The sequence below is a fragment of the Nocardia canadensis genome (assembly GCF_032656385.1).
GTDB lineage: Bacteria > Actinomycetota > Actinomycetes > Mycobacteriales > Mycobacteriaceae > Nocardia > Nocardia canadensis.
Map to the genome: position 1 here is coordinate 612376 of NZ_JAVCWB010000002.1, position 17204 is coordinate 629579.

Consider the following 17204-nt stretch of genomic DNA (forward strand, 5'->3'; position numbering starts at 1 on the left):
GGTTGTCCGTGTCGATCGGATGGCTCGGCGTGCGCAGGTGGTGAGGGCGCTCGTGCTGGCCGCGGCGGTGTGTGTGGGGCTGAGCGGGTGCGCGGTCGACGGCGGGCTGGTCGATCCGGATTCGGCGTCGTCGCAGGTGGATCGGGCTGCTGCGGCGCGCGCCGAGGCGATCGAGGGCGCGAGCGCGGCGACGCAATCGACCATGCTCGCGTTCTATCGGTCCGTCTGTTCGCTGCAGACCCGATATCGGGCGGAGCTGAAAGCGGCCGAGCGCGAAGCCGGGGCGCTCACGCCGGCGCAGTATCGCGACACGGCGGCGATGATCCTCGGTGGCCGGGCCGCCGCGGCCGACGGTGCGCGCGATACCGCCGGCCGGCTACCGATCCCGGACCTCTACCCCGACGAATGGCGCTCCGCGCAGGGGGAATTGGTCGGGCTCTTCGAGCGGCTCGGGCAGGCGGACCGCGCGCGGGCGGGCGAGATGGGCGGCGTGGATATCGCCGATACCGATCGGCTGCGCGGCGTCGCCAGGGATCTGCTCGCCGCCTCGGCACAGCAGATCGAGAACGAGAATCCGCGGATCAGGGTGGTCGCCCAGCGGCTGCCCGCGTCCAAGCAGGTTCGGCGGGACGCGGGGGAGTTGTCGGAGTGCCGCACGCCCAGCTGACGGGCGCGGCTTGTCGCCGACCGGAAGAACCAGTACTGACGAGACAGGAAGGAGTGGGTGATGCGCGCGGCCGGCTACGTCCGTGGTGTGTTGCTGACCGGCATGGTGTTCGCCGCGCTGTCGATCGCCGGCGTGGCCGCCGCCGAGGACACTCCGACCGCCCAGCACCTCCCGCTGGTCACGGCCGTCGGCCCGGACCTGTCGCCCCCGATCCTCGACGCTCTCCTGCCGGAGCTCGGACGATCCACCACGGAAGACGCGGCAGCAGGAGATGCTCCGTCATGGGAACTCGGACCGCCGTCGGCTGACCTGGGCCCCACGCTGGACCTGGTCCTCCCGAAGGGTTCATCGCCGGTCGAGCCGATCCTCTCGCTGCTCACCACGTTCGGGTTCGCGCTACCCGGCCAGGCCGAACCGACTCGGCCCACACCCGGTGCCGATCCCGTGGAGTCGGACCCCGCCGAGCCGTCCGTGGCGACCGGTCCTGCCGAGTCGGCAATCGCGGATGGTCCTGCGGACTCGGGCGATGCGGCCGAACGCGCGGTCGTCACCACGGGGGGCGTGGCGAGTGGCGGCCAGTCCTGCCCTGGGGAACTCTCGCCTGTGGACCCGGTGGGCGACGTACCCGGCGGCTCGGTCTGCCCCGCCGCGGTCGGCTACGGCCGGGCTGACCTCGATGCGGTCGCCACGATCCAGGTCGAGCCTCAGAAGGTCCCGACGCAGGTCGAGCCTCGGATGGTCCTGGCGGAGGTCGAGCCTCGGATGGTCCCGGCGGAAGTCGAGACCTGCATGGTCCCGATGCAGGCAGAGACCCGGAAGGTCCCGCCGCAGGTCCAGGCTCGGAAGTGTCCGGCGCAGGGCGGACTATCTGCGGCCGGTGTGCCCCCGCTCTGGGCGGACCGAGGCGATCCGATCGCCGCCGGCCGACTGTTACCCGGCATCCGGGTCGAGGCGGTGGTTACCGCGCGCAGTCGCGCCGACGGTCGGCACCGGCACGACGTGAGCTGCGACATGAGCCCAGACCCGCATGGCCGCAACATGATTCGTCGTGGCGTGGTGCCCCCGTCGCATCCCGGCCCCGGCTATCTCGGTGGCGCCAGGGCAGGTCCCGGCCCGCCGCCTGGTTCAGAACGCGTCGAATCCACCGCCGCTGTCGAACCCGCCGCTGTCGTATCCACCGTCGACACCATCGGAGCCGCCCCACCCCTCTGAATCCTGACCCGGGTCGTACCCCGGATCCTGGCCGACCTCGCCCTGGTCGAGTGCCGCTTCGCCGGTGCCGTCCTCGAAGGCCTGGGCGTCGTAGCCGACTCCGGACATCCCGGCGAACAATGTCGTGAACAGCAGTGCCGAACCGGCGCCCCAGGCGCCGGCGATCAGCGCGGGCTTCCACCACGGCTCCGAATACCACCCCGCGGGGACCGGCCGTCCGGCCACACGCCCGCCGGGGTAATAGTTCGGCGTGCCCTGGGAGGGGGTGGGGGAAGCGGCGATGCGGCGACCGTTGTGCTCGACGACCCGTTGCTGGTCGACCTGTCCCGCGATGTCCTGACCATCGAGGGCCGGTACCGGCGGGCCCGGGTCCATATTCATCGCCGTGCGCGCAGCCCGGATGTAATAGAGCCCTTCCACTGCCGTCTGCTTGGCCAGGCGGGCCTGGACGGGTGAGTTCGCCCTGTCCATCTGCCCGCCCGCGGCGTTGTAGCGTTCGGACGCGTCGGCCAGCGCCTGCCGGGCCGCTTCGTTGCGCGGCGACAGCTGGTACACCTGGCCGCCGAGCCGTTCGATCGTCACTCTGGCATCGGCCTGCGCTTCGTCGAGTTCGCGCGCGGTCCGCTTGTTCTGCTCGGCGCGCAGATACAGCAGCGCGACCACGCACACGACGACGATCACGATCAACCACCACAGCATCGCGCACCTCTTTCGCCCGAGGTCTCGAGACGCCGTCCAGTTTACTGGCCGGTTGCCGTAACGGGCTGAGGCTGTGTGATCAGCGCGTTGCGGGGTAGCTCACCCGGCGAGATGGCGTGCGATCACCAGGCGCTGGATCTGGTTGGTGCCCTCGAAGATCTGCATGACCTTGGCCTCACGCATGTAGCGCTCCACCGGGAAGTCCTGGGTGTAGCCGTAGCCGCCGAAGACCTGGACCGCGTCGGTGGTCACCTTCATCGCGGCGTCGGTGGCGACCAGCTTGGCGACGCTGGCCTGCCGCGAGTACGGCAGTCCGGCGTCGCGGCGACGCGCGGCGTCGAGGTAGGTGGCGCGGGCGGTGTCGACGGCGGCGGCCATGTCGGCGAGGACGAAGCCCAGACCCTGGTGGTCGATGATCTTGCGGCCGAACGCCTCCCGCTCCTTGGCGTAGGCCACGGCCTCGTCGAGCGCGCGCTGGGCGACACCGGTGGCCACGGCGGCGATGCCGAGGCGGCCCGCGTCGAGGGCGCTGAAGGCGATCGACAAGCCCTGGCCCTCGTCGCCGATGCGGCGTTCGGTGGGCAGGAAGGCGTCGTCGTAGGCGGCGGTGGTGGTGGGGATGCCGCGCAGGCCCATCTTCTCCTCGGGCTTGCCGAAGCTCAGGCCCGCGGTGTCGGCGGGGACCAGGAAGCAGGAGATGCCGCGCGAGCCCTCGCCGGTACGGGCGAACAGGGTGTAGAAGTCGGCGCGGCCGCCGTTGGTGATCCACGCCTTGGTGCCGGTGAGCCGGTAGCCGCCGTCGACCGGGGTGGCGCGACAGCGCAGGGCGGCGGCGTCGGAGCCCGCGTGTGCCTCGGACAGGCTGTAGGCGCCGATGGTCTCGCCGGAGAGCATGCTCGCCAGCCACTGCTGCTTCTGCTCGTCGGTGCCATAGGTGAACAGTGGATGGCAGGACAGGCCGTGCACGCTCACCGCGACCGCGACGGCGGCCCAGCGGCTCGCCAGTTCCTCGAGCACCTGCAGGTAGACCTCGTAGGGCTGCGCGCCGCCGCCGAATTCCTCCGGATACGGCAGGCTCAGCAGCCCGGCCGCGCCGAGAGCGGGGAAGACGCCGTCGGGGAAGACGCCGGTCTTCTCGCTCTCGGCGACGCGCGGTTCGAGCACCTTGTCGGCGATGTCGCGGGTCAGCTCGATCAGCTCGCGCGCTTCGTCGGTGGGCAGCATCCGGTCAACAGCCATGCTCGACACAGTACGTCCAGCACTGAATTGCGTGCAAGGCAGCATGGAATTTTCACGCTCTATACTGGGTCGATGCCCGAGCTGCCACCGAACAAGCATCAGGAGAAGAGTCTGCGAACGCGGACCCTGCTGCTCGATGCCGCGATCGAGAGCCTGGCCGAGGTCGGCTACGCGGGGGCCTCGATCGCCGACATCACCGCCAGGGCCGGGGTCACCCGGGGCGCGCAGCTGCACCAGTTCCACACCAGGAGCGAGCTGTTCGCGCAGACCATCGGACATCTCACCGAGCGGCAGCGAGAAGCCATGCAGCGCAAGGCCAAAGCCCTGCCGGGGGACAGCGCGGCGGGCGCGGTGCTGGTCGAACTGGTCACCGCGACGTTCGCCGGGCAGCTCGGCCGCGCCGCCGTCGAGCTCTACGTCGGCATCGCCAACGATCCGCCGCTGCGCCGGGAGATGCTGCGCGTCCAGCACGAGCTGACCGTCGAGTTGCTCGACCGCTGCGCCGGGCTGATCGACCCCGCGATCACCCGCGAGCGGCTGGAGAGCACCTTCTGGCTCACCATCAATCTGGTCCGCGGCGCCACTCTCGACGAGATGGTCGGGCGCGACCGGGTCCGCCGCAAGCAGGTGCTGGCCGACTGGACCGCGCTGGCCGACCTCGCCTTGCGCTGACCGGCCGGGCCTATCATCTGCGCATGAACGCAGACGGCGACCCGGTCCGCGCACCACTGGCCGAGGACCAGGTGGGGCTGGTCGTCGAGGTCTTCCGGATGCTCGCCGATCCGACCCGGGTCCAGGTGCTGTGGGCGCTGGCCGACCGTGAATTGTCGGTGAACGAACTGGCGACCGAGGTCGGCAAGCCGGGGCCGTCGGTGTCGCAGCATCTGGCCAAATTGCGGATGGCGCGGCTGGTGCGCACCCGTCGGGAGGGCACCACGATCTACTACAGCCTGGAGAACGACCACGTCCGCAGGCTGGTGGTCGACGCGGTGCACAACGCCGAGCACGCGGGCCCCGGTGTGCCCGCGCATCATCGCGGCCCCGACGCGCAACCGCCGCACCGCACGCAAGAGGGCTGACGCTGAACACACCGTTCACCAGGAAAAGTTACGCTGGGAAACGGTTGCCGCCCGCGCTCCCTTCGGTAGCATCCGCTTGTGACGTGGCTCATGCCGCGGCGAGACCGAAGGAGTTTTCGATGCTGAGCACCATGCAGGACGACCAGCTGTCGCTGGCCAAACTGCTCAACTATGCCGCCACCTTCCAGGGCAATTCGACCGTGTCCACCTGGACCGGCGACGGTGTGCGCACCATGACCTACCGTGAGCTCGGCGCCGACGCCGCACGGCTGGCCAACGCGCTGCGCGGGCTCGGCATCGAAGAGGGCGACCGCGTCGGCACCTTCATGTGGAACAACAACGAGCACATGGTCGCCTACATCGCGGTGCCCGCGATGGGCTCGGTGCTGCACGCGCTCAACATCCGCCTGTTCCCGGAGCAGCTGGTGTTCGTCGCCAACCACGCCGAGGACAAGGTCGTGCTCGTCGACGGCACCCTGGTGCCGCTGTTCGCTCAGTACCTACCGAACCTGAAGACGGTCGAGCACGTGATCGTCGTCAACGGCGACGCCGCCGCACTGACCGCGCCCGAAGGTGTGCAGGTGCACTCCTACCGCGAGCTGCTCGACAGCCAGTCCGCCGAGTTCGACTTCCCGGTCGTGGACGAGCGCTCCGCCGCCGCCATGTGCTACACCTCCGGCACCACCGGCGACCCGAAGGGCGTCGTCTACTCGCACCGCTCCAACTGGCTGCACGCGATGCAGGTGAACTCGCCCAACGGCATGGGTTTCCACGGCGGGGACTACGTGCTCGCGATCGTGCCGCTGTTCCACGCCAACGCGTGGGGCCTGCCGTACGCGGCGCTGATGTCGGGCGCGAACATCCTGATGCCGGACCGCTTCCTGCAGCCCGGCCCGCTGCTGGAGATGATGGCCGCCGAGAAGCCGACCTTCGCCGCCGCCGTGCCGACCATCTGGGGCGGCGTGCTGGCGGGTCTGGCCGCGCAGCCGCAGGACATCTCGCACCTGCGCACCGCCGTCGTCGGTGGCTCCGCGGTCCCGCCCGCCATGATGCGCGCGTTCGAGGAGAAGCACGGCGTGCGCATCCTGCACGCGTGGGGCATGACCGAGACCTCCCCGCTGGGCAGCGTCGCGCACGCGCCCGCGGGCGTCGAGGGCGAGGAGGCCTGGGCCTACCGCTACACGCAGGGCCGTTTCCCGGCCAATGTCGAGGCCCGGCTCGTCGGCGACGACGGCAAGGTCGTCCCGAACGACGGTGAGTCGCTCGGTGAGCTCGAGGTCCGCGGCGCGTGGATCACCGGCTCCTACTACTCGCCGACCGGGGCCGAGATCGACCCGGACAAGTTCGACGACGGCTGGCTGCGCACCGGCGACGTCGGCAAGATCAGCCCCGACGGCTACCTCACCCTGGTCGACCGCTCCAAGGACGTCATCAAGTCCGGCGGCGAGTGGATCTCCTCGGTGGACCTGGAGAACGCGGTGATGGGCCACCCGGCCGTCGCCGAGGCCGCCGTGATCGGCGTGCCGGACGAGAAGTGGGACGAGCGCCCGCTGGTCGCGATCGTGCTGGCCGAGGGCGCCGCCGCCGACGCCGTCGAACTGCGTGACTTCCTGGCCGACAAGTTCGCCAAGTGGCAGCTGCCGGAGCGCTGGACCTTCATCGCCGAGGTGCCCAAGACCAGTGTGGGCAAGTTCGACAAGAAGCGGCTGCGCGCGCAGTACGCCGAGGGCGAGCTGGATGTGACGACTGTGTAATTGGCGGCTGGCGCCGCGGGTTTCGGCCTCGTGACCTCGCCGCCGAGGGGTGATACTGCGCCTTCGGCGGTACGTCTCACCCCTCGGCGGCGAGGCGGCCGAAACCGGGGTGTCGGCTGGTAGATGTGGCGGCGGGCGTGGAATCTCTTCCACGCCCGCCGTTCTCATTCAGTTGTTGTTCAGTTGTTTGTTCTGTTGTCGGATTCAGCTGTCGGATCCTGTTGTGCGATGCAGTTGTCGATATTCAGTTGTCGACAGAAACGCTGGTGCTCAACAGTTCCGGAGTTCCGGGCTCTGGTTGAGGAGCTGGGCGCGCGGGCTGATGTAGCGGCTGTAGGTCTCGCCGCCGACCGCCGAGAGCGGGAAGGCCGCGACCCGATGGCAGTTCTGGAAGGCGAGTTTCACGCCGAAGTGCCGTTCCAGTCCGCCGCGGATGGCGTCGGAGGCCAGGGCGCGCAGCAGCTGGCCGCGGGCGACCTCGTCCGGCGGCGGCACCACATTGTCGGCGAACTCCGCGTCGCCCGCCCGCAGGTCGCCGGCTACCCGGCTCACCACTTCCCAGGCGTACGGCAGTGACGTGCGGACGCATTCTACGAACTCGGCGTCGTCGATATCGCCCTGTTCGGCGCGCTCGAGCAGTGCTGCGGGAACATCGAGGGACATGGCGCTCTCCTCCTGCTTGGTGGTGGTCGGCGGGATGCGATGCCCCTTCGAGTCTAAACGAAATCGGTTGTCAACAACCCTGGATTCATTCTGAAAGTGCTTTCCGTAGTGCGCTTTTCGCGTCGGCGGCCAGGTCGGCGATCAGTTCGCCTGCCGATAGCTCGGTCACCAGTGAATGCGCTTGCCCCGCCCACAGATTCACATCGTCGGTGTTGCCGGCGGCGCGGCCCGCGGCCCGCAACGGGGCGGTGGCGTAATGAATTTCGGGGTAGGCGGCGGGTGCGGTCGCGGTGTGCTCCCGAAGAAAACGGTTGCGGATTCCGCGCGCACGCCGTCCGGTGAAGGCCCGGGTGAGCATCGTCGGTTCCGCCGAGCCGATCGTGCCCCGGTGCGCGGCGTTGGTGCCCGCCTCCGGGCAGCGCAGCAGCGCGGTGCCGAGCTGCCCGGCGGCCGCGCCCGCGGCGAGTACCGCGGCCAGGCCGGCGCCGGTGGCGATGCCGCCCGCGGCGATGATCGGGCGGTCGGTGCTCGCGGTGAGCAGTTGGAGCAGGGTCAGCAGGCCGAGCGGGTCGACCGGGTCGTCGGCGGGATCGTCGAGGAAGCTCGCGCGGTGTCCACCCGCCTCGGCGCCCTGGGCGATCAGCGCGTCGGCGCCCGCGTCGAGCGCGATCGCCGCCTCGGCGGGGGAGGTGACCGTCACCCAGACCTCGGTGCCGACCGCGTGCAGCCGGTCCACCTCGACGGCGGTGGGGCAGCCGAAGGTCGTCGACACCACCGCGACCGGGTCGGCCACCAGCAGGTCGATCTTCTCCGCCCAGCCGTCGGTGTCGTGCTTGGGCGTGCCGAGCGGGAACTCCGCGCCCAGCTCGGCCAGATAGGCCGCGTAGGTCGCCGGCTCGGCGACCGGGCCGGGGGCGAACAGATTCATGCCGAAGGGGGCGGTGGTCGCGGCTCTGGTCGCCGCGATCTGGTCGGCCATCGCCGCAGGCGCGAGGTAGCCGGCGGCCAGCTGGCCGAACCCGCCCGCGTTCGAGACGGCGACCACCAACTCCGGGGTGGACGGGCCGCCTGCCATGGGCGCGGCGACGATGGGGACACGCAAGCTCTCGATCACCATGTCCCGAGTCTGTCCCGTCGGCGCCGGGTCAAGCGCCGGGACCGGCGCGTGTGACCGGCTCGGCAACGGGATCGTTACTGTGGGACAGGCCTCCCACCTGCGAGTTCGATAGAGAAGGTTGCGGAATGGTCACGACCGGGTAGAGTTCCCGTCACAACGGATGCCGAACCGTTACACCCGGGTCGGTAACGGGAACCGCCCAGGCGGATTCCGGGCCGGTCGTCACCGGTTTCGTTTCCTTGTTGTCGGACGCTAGGACGAGACTTTGTCGCAGCACCGTATGGGCCCCGAATCCATCTCCGTCAAGGCCCTGTTGGGTGACGGAGGCGCCGGGCGCCCGAGCCGGCACCGCGCCGAACCCTCTCGCACCGATCGGGTGCGGGTCGCCGCCAGCGCCGCGGTCGCCGCGGGCGCCATCGTCGGCACCGCCGCCTCGATCGCCCCGACCATCGCCTACGCGGCCCCGCTGCTGCCGACGCACAACGACGACGTCGAGGAATCCGTCGTCCCCGATTCCGCTCGCGAGGCCGCCGAGGTCAACCTCGTCGCCGCCAAGCAGGTCGCCGCACCCGCCGAGGCGCCCACGCAGGTCGACGCCGTCGCCGCGCCGATCGCGTCGCCCGTCGCCGCGCCGTTCGGCATCGGCAACCTGCCGCCCGAGATCGCGGGCCCGCTGGCCCAGGTCGAGGACATCATCCAGGGCATCCAGCACCAGGTCGCGCCGCCGCAGGCCGCCCGCCCGGTCGCGGGCCCGATCAGCTCCGGATTCGGCGCCCGCTGGGGCGCCATGCACTACGGCCTGGACTTCGCCGACTCGATCGGCGCCCCGATCCACTCCGTGTCCAGCGGCACCGTCGTCGAGGCGGGCCCGGCCTCGGGCTTCGGCCTGTGGGTGCGGGTGCTGCAGGACGACGGCACCACCGCCGTCTACGGCCACGTCAACGAGATGCTGGTGACCCAGGGTCAGCGCGTCAACGCGGGCGACGTCATCGCGACCGTCGGCAACCGCGGCCAGTCAACCGGCCCGCACCTGCACCTGGAGATCTGGGATCAGGGCGGCGCCAAGATGGATCCCATTCCCTACCTCGCCTCCAAGGGTGTGCCGCTGGAGTGGGGCCCCTCCGCGCACTGAGCGTTTCCAGTCGCGGACTCTCCGCGAAAGCCGAGTGACGGTGGTTCAGTATGAGCCCCGTCACTTTGCTGTGTGATCCGGCAACACGCCTGGTCGGCGGGCCGATACTCCTCAGGGCCCGTGGAACCGGGGGCCCCGCAATCGGGGGCTGTCGGCACGACGTTCGGTCGGTCTGTGGTCGCTCGATATGATGGCTCGATCTGCACGGGGCGGCCGTCGGCGCGTCCATGCTCGATGAGAGGTGAATGAACCCGAATGGAAACTGCCCGTCGTTCTGCCCGCGGTAACCGCCGTCGCCGGTCGAGCAGTCCGACATTCGGTCAGTTGCTGACGGCCGCCGTGGAATCGGCCGCCGACACCACCGCCATCCGGTTCAACCCCACCGGCGACCCGGCCGACCAGCGCGAACTCACCTACCGCGCGCTGGACGAGGAGTCCTCCCGGCTCGCCAGGGAGCTGATCGCCCGTGGCATCGGCCCCGGTGACATCGTCGCCGTCGCGATCACCCGCTCGATCGAATCGGTGCTCAGTGTGTGGGCCGTGGCCAAGTCCGGCGCCGCCTACGTGCCGATCGACCCGGCCTACCCGGCCGAGCGCATCGCCCACATCGTCACCGATTCGCACGCCGTGCTCGGCGTCACCACCGCCGCGCACCGGCCCGCGCTCGGTACCTCCACCGAGTGGCTCGAGCTCGACGACCCCACCGTCGCGGCGCGGATCGCGGCCCAGCCCGCGCACGCCATCTCCTACAGCGACCGGGTGCGCACGCTCGACGAGCGGCATCCGGCCTATGTCATCTACACCTCGGGCTCCACCGGTCTGCCCAAGGGCGTCGTGGTGACCCAGGCGGGCCTGTCGACAATGGCCGCGGTGGGCAGGCAGTACCGCATCGACGCGGGCTCGCGGGTGACTCACCTGAGCTCGCCCAGCTTCGACTTCTCCCTGATGGAGATGCTGTTCACCTTCACCGCGGGCGCGACGCTGGTCGTGGTGCCGCCGACGGTGTTCGGTGGCGACGAACTCGCCGATCTCGTTCGCCGCGAACAGGTCTCGCACCTGCTGATCACCCCGGGCGCGCTCGAGTCGGTCGACTCCACCCGGGTCGACAGCGTGCGGGTGGTCGTCACCGGCGGCGACAAGCTCGGCCCCGAACTGGTGGATCGCTGGGCGGCGCAGGGCCGTTCGGTGTTCAACGCCTACGGCCCCACCGAGGCCACCGTCATGGTGACCACCGGCGAGATGACCGCGGGCGCGGCGGTGACGCTGGGTTCGGTGATCCCGGGTGTCGCGGCCTTCGTGCTGGACGCGCGCCTGCGCCCGGTACCCGCGGGCGTCGTCGGTGAGCTGTACCTGGCCGGTCCCGCGTTGGCCCAGGGCTATCTGGACCGTCCCGAGCTGACCGCCGAGCGCTTCGTCGCCAACCCGTTCGGCGCCGACGCGGGCGCGCCCGGCGGACGCCTGTACCGCACCGGTGACCTGGTGCGCCGCGACACCTCCGGCGAGTTCGAGTACCTCGGCCGCTCCGACTTCCAGGTCAAGATCCGCGGCCTGCGCATCGAGCTGGGCGAGATCGACAACGCGCTGACCACCCACCCCGACGTCGACTTCGCGGCCACCCTCGGCCGCACGCTGACCAACGGCGTGACCTCGCTGGTCGCCTACGTGCTGCCCCGCGCGGGCGCCGCGGTGACCCCGGCCGACCTGGCCCACCACCTGTCGGGCCTGCTGCCCGCGTACATGGTGCCTGCGGCGATCATGCTGCTCGACGAGATCCCGCTGACCCCGGTCGGCAAGCTCGATCGCAAGGCCCTGCCGGAGCCCACCTTCACCGCCCGCGAGTTCCGCGCGCCGAGCACGCCGATCGAGGAGATCATCGCGCAGGTGTTCGCGGCGCTGCTGGTGTCGGGAGACGACCAGGTCGGCGCGGACGACGACTTCTTCGAGCTCGGCGGCAACTCGCTGCTGGCCGCCCAGGCGGTGGCCCGGATCGGGACCGCGCTCGATGCCAGGGTGCCGGTCCAGCTGGTGTTCGAGGCCTCGACGGTGTCGGCGCTGGCCGCGCGCGTCGAGTCGCACGTCGGCGCGGGCACCGGCAACCCGCTGACCGCGCAGACCCGGCCCGAGCAGATCCCGCTGTCCTACGCGCAGCAGCGGATGTGGTTCCTCAACCGGTTCGATCCGGGCAGCGGCGCCAACAACATCCCGCTGCCGGTGCGGTTGTCCGGCGAGCTGGATGTGGCGGCCATGCGCGCCGCCGTCGCCGACCTGGTCGGCAGGCACGAAGTACTGCGCACGATCTACCCGGAGGTCGACGGTGACGCCGTGCAGCTGGTGCTGCCGGTGGGCGATCCCCGCGCGGTCCCGCAGGTCGAGCTGGTCGACGCGACCCCCGAGCAGCTGCCCGGTCTGATCGCCGAGCAGGCGGTGGCCGGTTTCGATGTCGCGGTCGCGCCGCCGGTGCGGGTGCGGCTGTTCCGCCTCGGCGCCGACGAGCACGTGCTGCTGTGCGTGGTGCACCACATCGCCGCCGACGGTTTCTCGATGGCGCCGCTGACCCGCGACCTGATCGCCGCCTACTCCGATCGGTTGCGCGGCAGCGCGCCGGCCTGGCATCAGCTGCCGGTGCAGTACGCCGACTTCACGCTGTGGCAGCGGGCGACGCTGGGCGCCGAGTCCGATCCGGATTCGCTGCTGGCTCAGCAGATCTCGTTCTGGCGGGACGAATTGGCCGGACTGCCGGAGCAATTGGACCTGCCCGCCGATCGCCCGCGCCCCGCGGCGATGACCAACCGGGGCGCGAGCTACGACTTCCGGATCGACGCCGACACCCACGCCGCGCTGGATCGGCTGTCCCGCGAACACAATTCGACGCTGTTCATGGTCGTGCACGCCGCGCTGGCCGTGCTGCTGGCGCGCCTGTCGGGCACCACCGACATCGCCGTCGGCACCCCGGTGGCCGGTCGCGGCGAAGCGGTGCTCGACGACGTGATCGGCATGTTCGTCAACACCCTGGTGCTGCGCACCGAGGTGGACCCGGCCCGCAGCTTCGACGAATTGCTCGGCAGCGTCCGCGGCACCGACGTGGCCGCCTTCGGGCACGCCGACGTGCCGTTCGAGCGGCTCGTCGAGCTGCTGGATCCGGCCAGGTCGATGGCCAGGCACCCGCTGTTCCAGGTGATGCTCACCTTCCAGAACCTCGCGGGCACCGAGCTGACGCTGCCCGGCCTCACGGTCGCCGGCGTCGATCTGGCCGTACCGTTCGCGAAGTTCGACCTCGAACTCACCCTCGTCCCGCTGGAGACCGCCGGTGTCGCGAACGGGGTGTCGGCGGCGTTCACCTACGCCACCGACCTGTTCGACGAGGCCACCGTCGCCGGGTTCGCCGACCGGCTGGTGCGCCTGCTCACCGAGGTCGTCGCCGATCCGGCCCGTCCGGTGGGCGCGATCGAGCTGCTCGAATCGGACGAGCGCGAGCGAATCCTGCGGCGGTGGAACGACACCGGGCACGAGCTGGCGCCCGCGCTGCTGCTCGACGGTTACCGTGGTGCGGTCGCGGCGCATCCCGATGCGGTGGCGCTGTCCTATGAGGGCACCGAGCTGACCTATCGCGAGTTCGACGAGCGGGTGAACCGGCTGGCCCGGCTGCTGGTGCAGCGCGGGGTCGGCGCGGAATCGCTGGTCGGGCTGGCCGTGCGCCGGTCGCTGGATCTGGTCGTCGGCATGTACGCGATCGTCACCGCGGGCGGCGCGTACGTGCCGCTGGACCCGGATCACCCGGCCGAGCGGATCGCGCACATCCTCGACACCGCGCAGCCGGTGTGCGTGCTGACCACCACCGCCGACGCCGTCGAGGTGCCTGCGGCGACCCCGGTGATCACCATGGACACCGTTGCGCTGGACGGCTTCTCGGGCGAGCCGTTGAGCCCGGCCGAGCTGGTCCGGCCGGTACTGCCGCAGCACCCGGCCTACGTCATCTTCACCTCGGGTTCCACCGGCCGTCCGAAGGGCGTGGCGGTCTCGCACCAGGCGATCGACAACCAGATCGCGTGGATGCTCGCGGAGTACCCGCTGGCTCCGGGCGATGTCTACCTGCAGAAGACCGCGACCACCTTCGACGTGTCGCTGTGGGGCTACTTCATGCCGCTGCGCACCGGCGCGAAGCTGGTCGTCGCGACCCACGACGGCCACCGCGATCCCGCCTACATCGCCGAAACCATTGCCGCGCAGGGCGTCACGATGACCGACTTCGTGCCGTCGATGCTCACCGTCTTCGCCGCGCATACCGCGCCCGGCGCCATCCCCACGCTGCGCGACGTGTTCGCCATCGGTGAGGCGCTGCCGCCGGAGACCGTCGAGGCGCTGCGCGCGGTCTCGACCGCGCAGGTGCACAACCTCTACGGCCCGACCGAGGCCGCGGTGTCGGTGACCTACTGGCCCGCGGGCGAAACCGATCGCGGGTCGGTGCCGATCGGCGTGCCGCAGTGGAACACCCAGGTCTACGTGCTGGATTCGCGGCTGCGGCCGGTGCCGGCGGGTGTCGTCGGCGAGCTGTACCTGGCTGGCGATCAGCTCGCCCGCGGGTACGTCGCCCGGCCCGACCTGACCTCGGATCGCTTCGTGGCCAACCCGTTCACGCCCGGCGCGCGGATGTACCGCACCGGTGACCTGGTGGTGTGGCGCACGCCCACCGCCGACACCCCGGTCCTGGAATACCTGGGCCGCACCGACTTCCAGGTGAAGTTCCGGGGCCAGCGGATCGAGCTCGGCGAGATCGAGACCGCGCTGCTGGCGCAGCCGTCGGTCAGCCAGACCGTCGCCGTGGTGGCCGATTCGCCCGCCGGCGAGCAGCTGGTCGCCTACGTGGTGCCCAAGCCGGGGGAGCGGATCGAGCAGGCGGCGCTGCTCGCCGCGATCGGTGAATCGTTGCCCGCGTACATGATTCCGGCCGCCCTGGTCGCCCTGGACGCGTTCCCGCTGAACCCGAGCGGCAAGCTCGACCGCAAAGCGCTGCCCGCGCCCACCTTCACGGCGGGCGAGTTCCGCGCACCCGCGACGCCCACCGAGGAGATCGTGGCGGGCGTCTACGCCGAGCTGCTCGGCATGGCGCGGGTCGGCGCCGACGACGACTACTTCGCGCTCGGCGGCAACTCGCTGCTGGCTACCCGCGCGATCGCCCGGATCAACGAGGCCCTCGACGCCGAGGTCACCATTCGCGACCTGTTCGAGGCGCCGACCGTCGCCGCGCTGGCCGCGCGCGTCGGCGCGGTCGGCGGGGCCGCGGCCCGGCCCGCGCTGGTGGCCGCCGCACGGCCGGAACGCATTCCGCTGTCGCTGGCTCAGCAGCGCATGTGGGTGCTCAACCAGCTCGACCCGGCGTCGGGCTCGTACAACATCCCGTTCGCCATCCGGCTGACCGGCGCGCTCGACGTGGCCGCGCTCGACGCCGCGGTGACCGACGTGCTCACCCGGCACGAGTCGCTGCGCACCCGGTTCCCGGTGTGCAACGGCGCCGCGTCCGAGGGCCCTGCGTGGTCACCGTCGGCTACCTCCTCCGGGCCCGTCGATCGCGGCGCGCCGGTGGACGGCAGCCCGGTCCAGGAGATCCTGCCCGTCGCCGAGGTGCTGCCCGCCGGGCTCGAGGTGGAGACCACGACCGAGGTCCTGGCCCGCGCCGCCGCGCTGGCCGAGGCCGGGTTCGACGTCACCAGGGAAGTGCCCGTGCGGGCGCGACTGCTCACCGACGGATCGTCGGCCGACTGGCTGCTGGTGTTCGTGGTGCACCACATCTCCGCCGACGGCGCGTCGCTGGCCCCGCTGGCCCGCGACCTGATGACCGCCTATGTCGCGCGCGCCGCGCAGCAGGCTCCGGCCTGGACGCCGCTGCCGGTGCAGTACGCGGACTTCGCGCTCTGGCAGCGCGCGGTCGTGGGCGCCGACGACGACCCGGACTCGGTCGCCGCCGCCCAGCTCGACTACTGGCGGACCCAGCTCGCCGGGGTGCCGCCGCTGCTGGAGCTGCCGCAGGACCGTCCGCGTCCCGCGACGCCGACGCTGCGGGGCGCCACCACCGAGCTGCGGTTGCCCGCCGAGGTGCACGCGCGGCTGAACCACCTCGCGCGCGAACACAAGTCGTCGCTGTTCATGGTCGTGCACGCGGCCCTGGCGGTACTGTTGGCGCGGCTGTCGGGCACCACCGACATCGCCATCGGCACCGCCGTCGCCGGACGTGGTGAGCGCGCGCTCGACGAGCTGGTCGGCATGTTCGTCAACACGCTGACCCTGCGCACCGCGCTGGACCCGGCCGGGTCCTTCGACGAGGCGGTGGATCTGGCCCGCGAGACCGACCTGGGTGCCTTCGCCCACGCCGACCTGCCGTTCGAGCGGGTCGTCGAGGTGGTCGCGCCGGGCAAGGGCAGCGCGCACAATCCGCTGTTCCAGGTGGCGCTGACCTTCAGCAACAACGAAGCGGCCGCGCTCGAGCTGCCCGGCCTCAGCGTGACCGCGCTGGAGACCGCGGTGGCGGCCAAGTTCGACCTGCAGGTCGACGTCGAGCCCCGGTTCACCGCCGAAGGCGCGCCGGACGAGCTGGTCACCCTGTTCAACTACGCCACCGACCTGTTCGACGAGGCCACGGTGCGCACCATCGGCGAGCGCTTCGCCCGCATCCTGACCGCGGTGGCCGCCGACCCGCAGATCCGCGTCGGCGATATCGACATCCTCGACGAGCAGGAGCGGGCCCGGCTGCTCGCCGGAGCCGCGCAGGCGCCCGCGCCTGCCGCGCCGTCGGGCGGTACCACGCTGGCGCAGGCGTTCACCGCCGCGGCCGAGGACGACCCAGACGGTCCCGCGCTGGTCTGGGGTGACGATTCGCTGACCTACGAGCAGCTCGACACCCGGTCCTCGCGGTTGGCGCGGTTGCTGATCGGCCGTGGTTTCGGTCCGGGTGCCGGTGTGGCCGTTGATCTTCCGCGCGGCGTCGACTGGGCGGTCGCGGTGTGGGCCGTGCTCAAGGCCGGTGCGGCCGTGCTGCCCGCGCCGGGAGCCGGCGCGCTGCCCGCCGAACCGGCGGCCAAGATCGGCATCACCGCGGGCGTGACGCCGGACGGTGATTTCGAGTGGGTGGTCCTCGACGATCCGTCGATCCGTACCGAGCTGTCGACCCAGTCGGCCCGCCCGGTGACCTACGCCGACCGCACCAGGGCACTGCGCGGCGGTGACCCGGCCTTCGTCGGCGTCGACGGGGTCCGCAGCTACGACGAACTGGCCACGGCGGGTGCGCGGGTGCGCACCGACGCGGCGCTGACCTTCGAGTCGCGCACCTTCGGCACCGCCGCGGCCGACAGCTTCGCCGTCCTCGTCGAGCCGGTCGCCGCGGGTGTCGCCGGCGCGTCGATGGTGCTGGCGCAGACTGCCGGCGACGACTTGTCGGCCGCGCTGGCCGAGGAGTGGGTGAGCCATCTGTTCGGCGACCGGGCCGGTCTCGAGGCACTCGACACCGCCGGGCTCGACGACTTGCAGGCAGTGATCGCCGACGACGCCGCGCCGGGCAACCCCGGTCCGGCCGAGGTCGTGCTGGTGCTCGGGGACCCGCGTCCGTCGGTGGCCTGAGCCGTGACCGTGGTGACGGGGCGACGAGTTCCGG

Annotated in this window: 11 protein-coding genes; 7 read left to right on the plus strand and 4 right to left on the minus strand. The window is 71.3% G+C overall.

Features of this window, described 5'->3' with window-relative positions; translation table 11 throughout:
* The first annotated feature begins 37 nt into the window (after positions 1–37).
* A complete protein-coding gene (locus Q7X29_RS06190) occupies positions 38–667 on the plus strand; it encodes a hypothetical protein (protein ID WP_316573498.1) in 630 nt (209 codons plus the stop codon).
* 60 nt (positions 668–727) lie between these two features.
* Positions 728–1879 (plus strand): hypothetical protein, encoded by a 1152-nt coding sequence (locus Q7X29_RS06195; protein WP_316573499.1) that lies wholly within the window; start codon positions 728–730, stop codon positions 1877–1879.
* Here the strand turns inward: Q7X29_RS06195 and Q7X29_RS06200 are convergent.
* Entirely contained in the window at positions 1793–2578 is a 786-nt protein-coding gene (locus Q7X29_RS06200) for a DUF1542 domain-containing protein (protein WP_316573500.1), read from the minus strand. The genes Q7X29_RS06195 and Q7X29_RS06200 overlap by 87 nt on opposite strands.
* A gap of 99 nt (positions 2579–2677) precedes the next feature.
* On the minus strand, positions 2678–3817 hold the full coding sequence (locus Q7X29_RS06205) for an acyl-CoA dehydrogenase family protein (RefSeq protein WP_218720754.1): 1140 nt from the start codon (positions 3815–3817) through the stop codon (positions 2678–2680).
* Positions 3818–3889: 72 nt separating this feature from the next.
* On the opposite strand from Q7X29_RS06205, the gene Q7X29_RS06210 reads away from it, so the two are divergent.
* The 3 genes from Q7X29_RS06210 (at position 3890) to Q7X29_RS06220 (ending at position 6650) form a co-directional block, all read left to right on the plus strand.
* Positions 3890–4489, plus strand: a complete 600-nt coding sequence (locus Q7X29_RS06210; RefSeq protein WP_218720753.1) for a TetR/AcrR family transcriptional regulator — start codon at positions 3890–3892, stop codon at positions 4487–4489.
* 23 nt (positions 4490–4512) lie between these two features.
* On the plus strand, positions 4513–4896 hold the full coding sequence (locus tag Q7X29_RS06215; RefSeq protein ID WP_218720752.1) for an ArsR/SmtB family transcription factor: 384 nt from the start codon (positions 4513–4515) through the stop codon (positions 4894–4896).
* A gap of 119 nt (positions 4897–5015) precedes the next feature.
* Positions 5016–6650, plus strand: coding sequence for a long-chain fatty acid--CoA ligase (locus tag Q7X29_RS06220; RefSeq protein ID WP_218720751.1), 1635 nt, complete (start codon positions 5016–5018; stop codon positions 6648–6650).
* A 270-nt stretch (positions 6651–6920) separates the two neighbouring features.
* Here the strand turns inward: Q7X29_RS06220 and Q7X29_RS06225 are convergent, their stop codons facing one another.
* Together Q7X29_RS06225 and Q7X29_RS06230 are read right to left on the minus strand one after the other, a co-directional pair.
* The gene (locus Q7X29_RS06225; protein ID WP_218720750.1) at positions 6921–7313 is read right to left on the minus strand and encodes an SCO5389 family protein; all 393 of its coding nucleotides are present in this window, start codon (positions 7311–7313) and stop codon (positions 6921–6923) included.
* Between the two features lie 85 nt (positions 7314–7398).
* Complete coding sequence (locus Q7X29_RS06230; protein ID WP_316573501.1) at positions 7399–8430, minus strand: nitronate monooxygenase; 1032 nt, start codon at positions 8428–8430, stop codon at positions 7399–7401.
* A gap of 265 nt (positions 8431–8695) precedes the next feature.
* Here Q7X29_RS06230 and Q7X29_RS06235 point away from each other — a divergent pair, with 265 nt between their 5' ends.
* Positions 8696–9562: a M23 family metallopeptidase gene (locus Q7X29_RS06235; protein ID WP_255586510.1), complete on the plus strand. Its 867-nt coding sequence runs from the start codon at positions 8696–8698 to the stop codon at positions 9560–9562.
* A 255-nt stretch (positions 9563–9817) separates the two neighbouring features.
* A complete protein-coding gene (locus Q7X29_RS06240) occupies positions 9818–17170 on the plus strand; it encodes a non-ribosomal peptide synthetase (RefSeq protein ID WP_316573502.1) in 7353 nt (2450 codons plus the stop codon).
* Positions 17171–17204 lie beyond the last annotated feature (34 nt).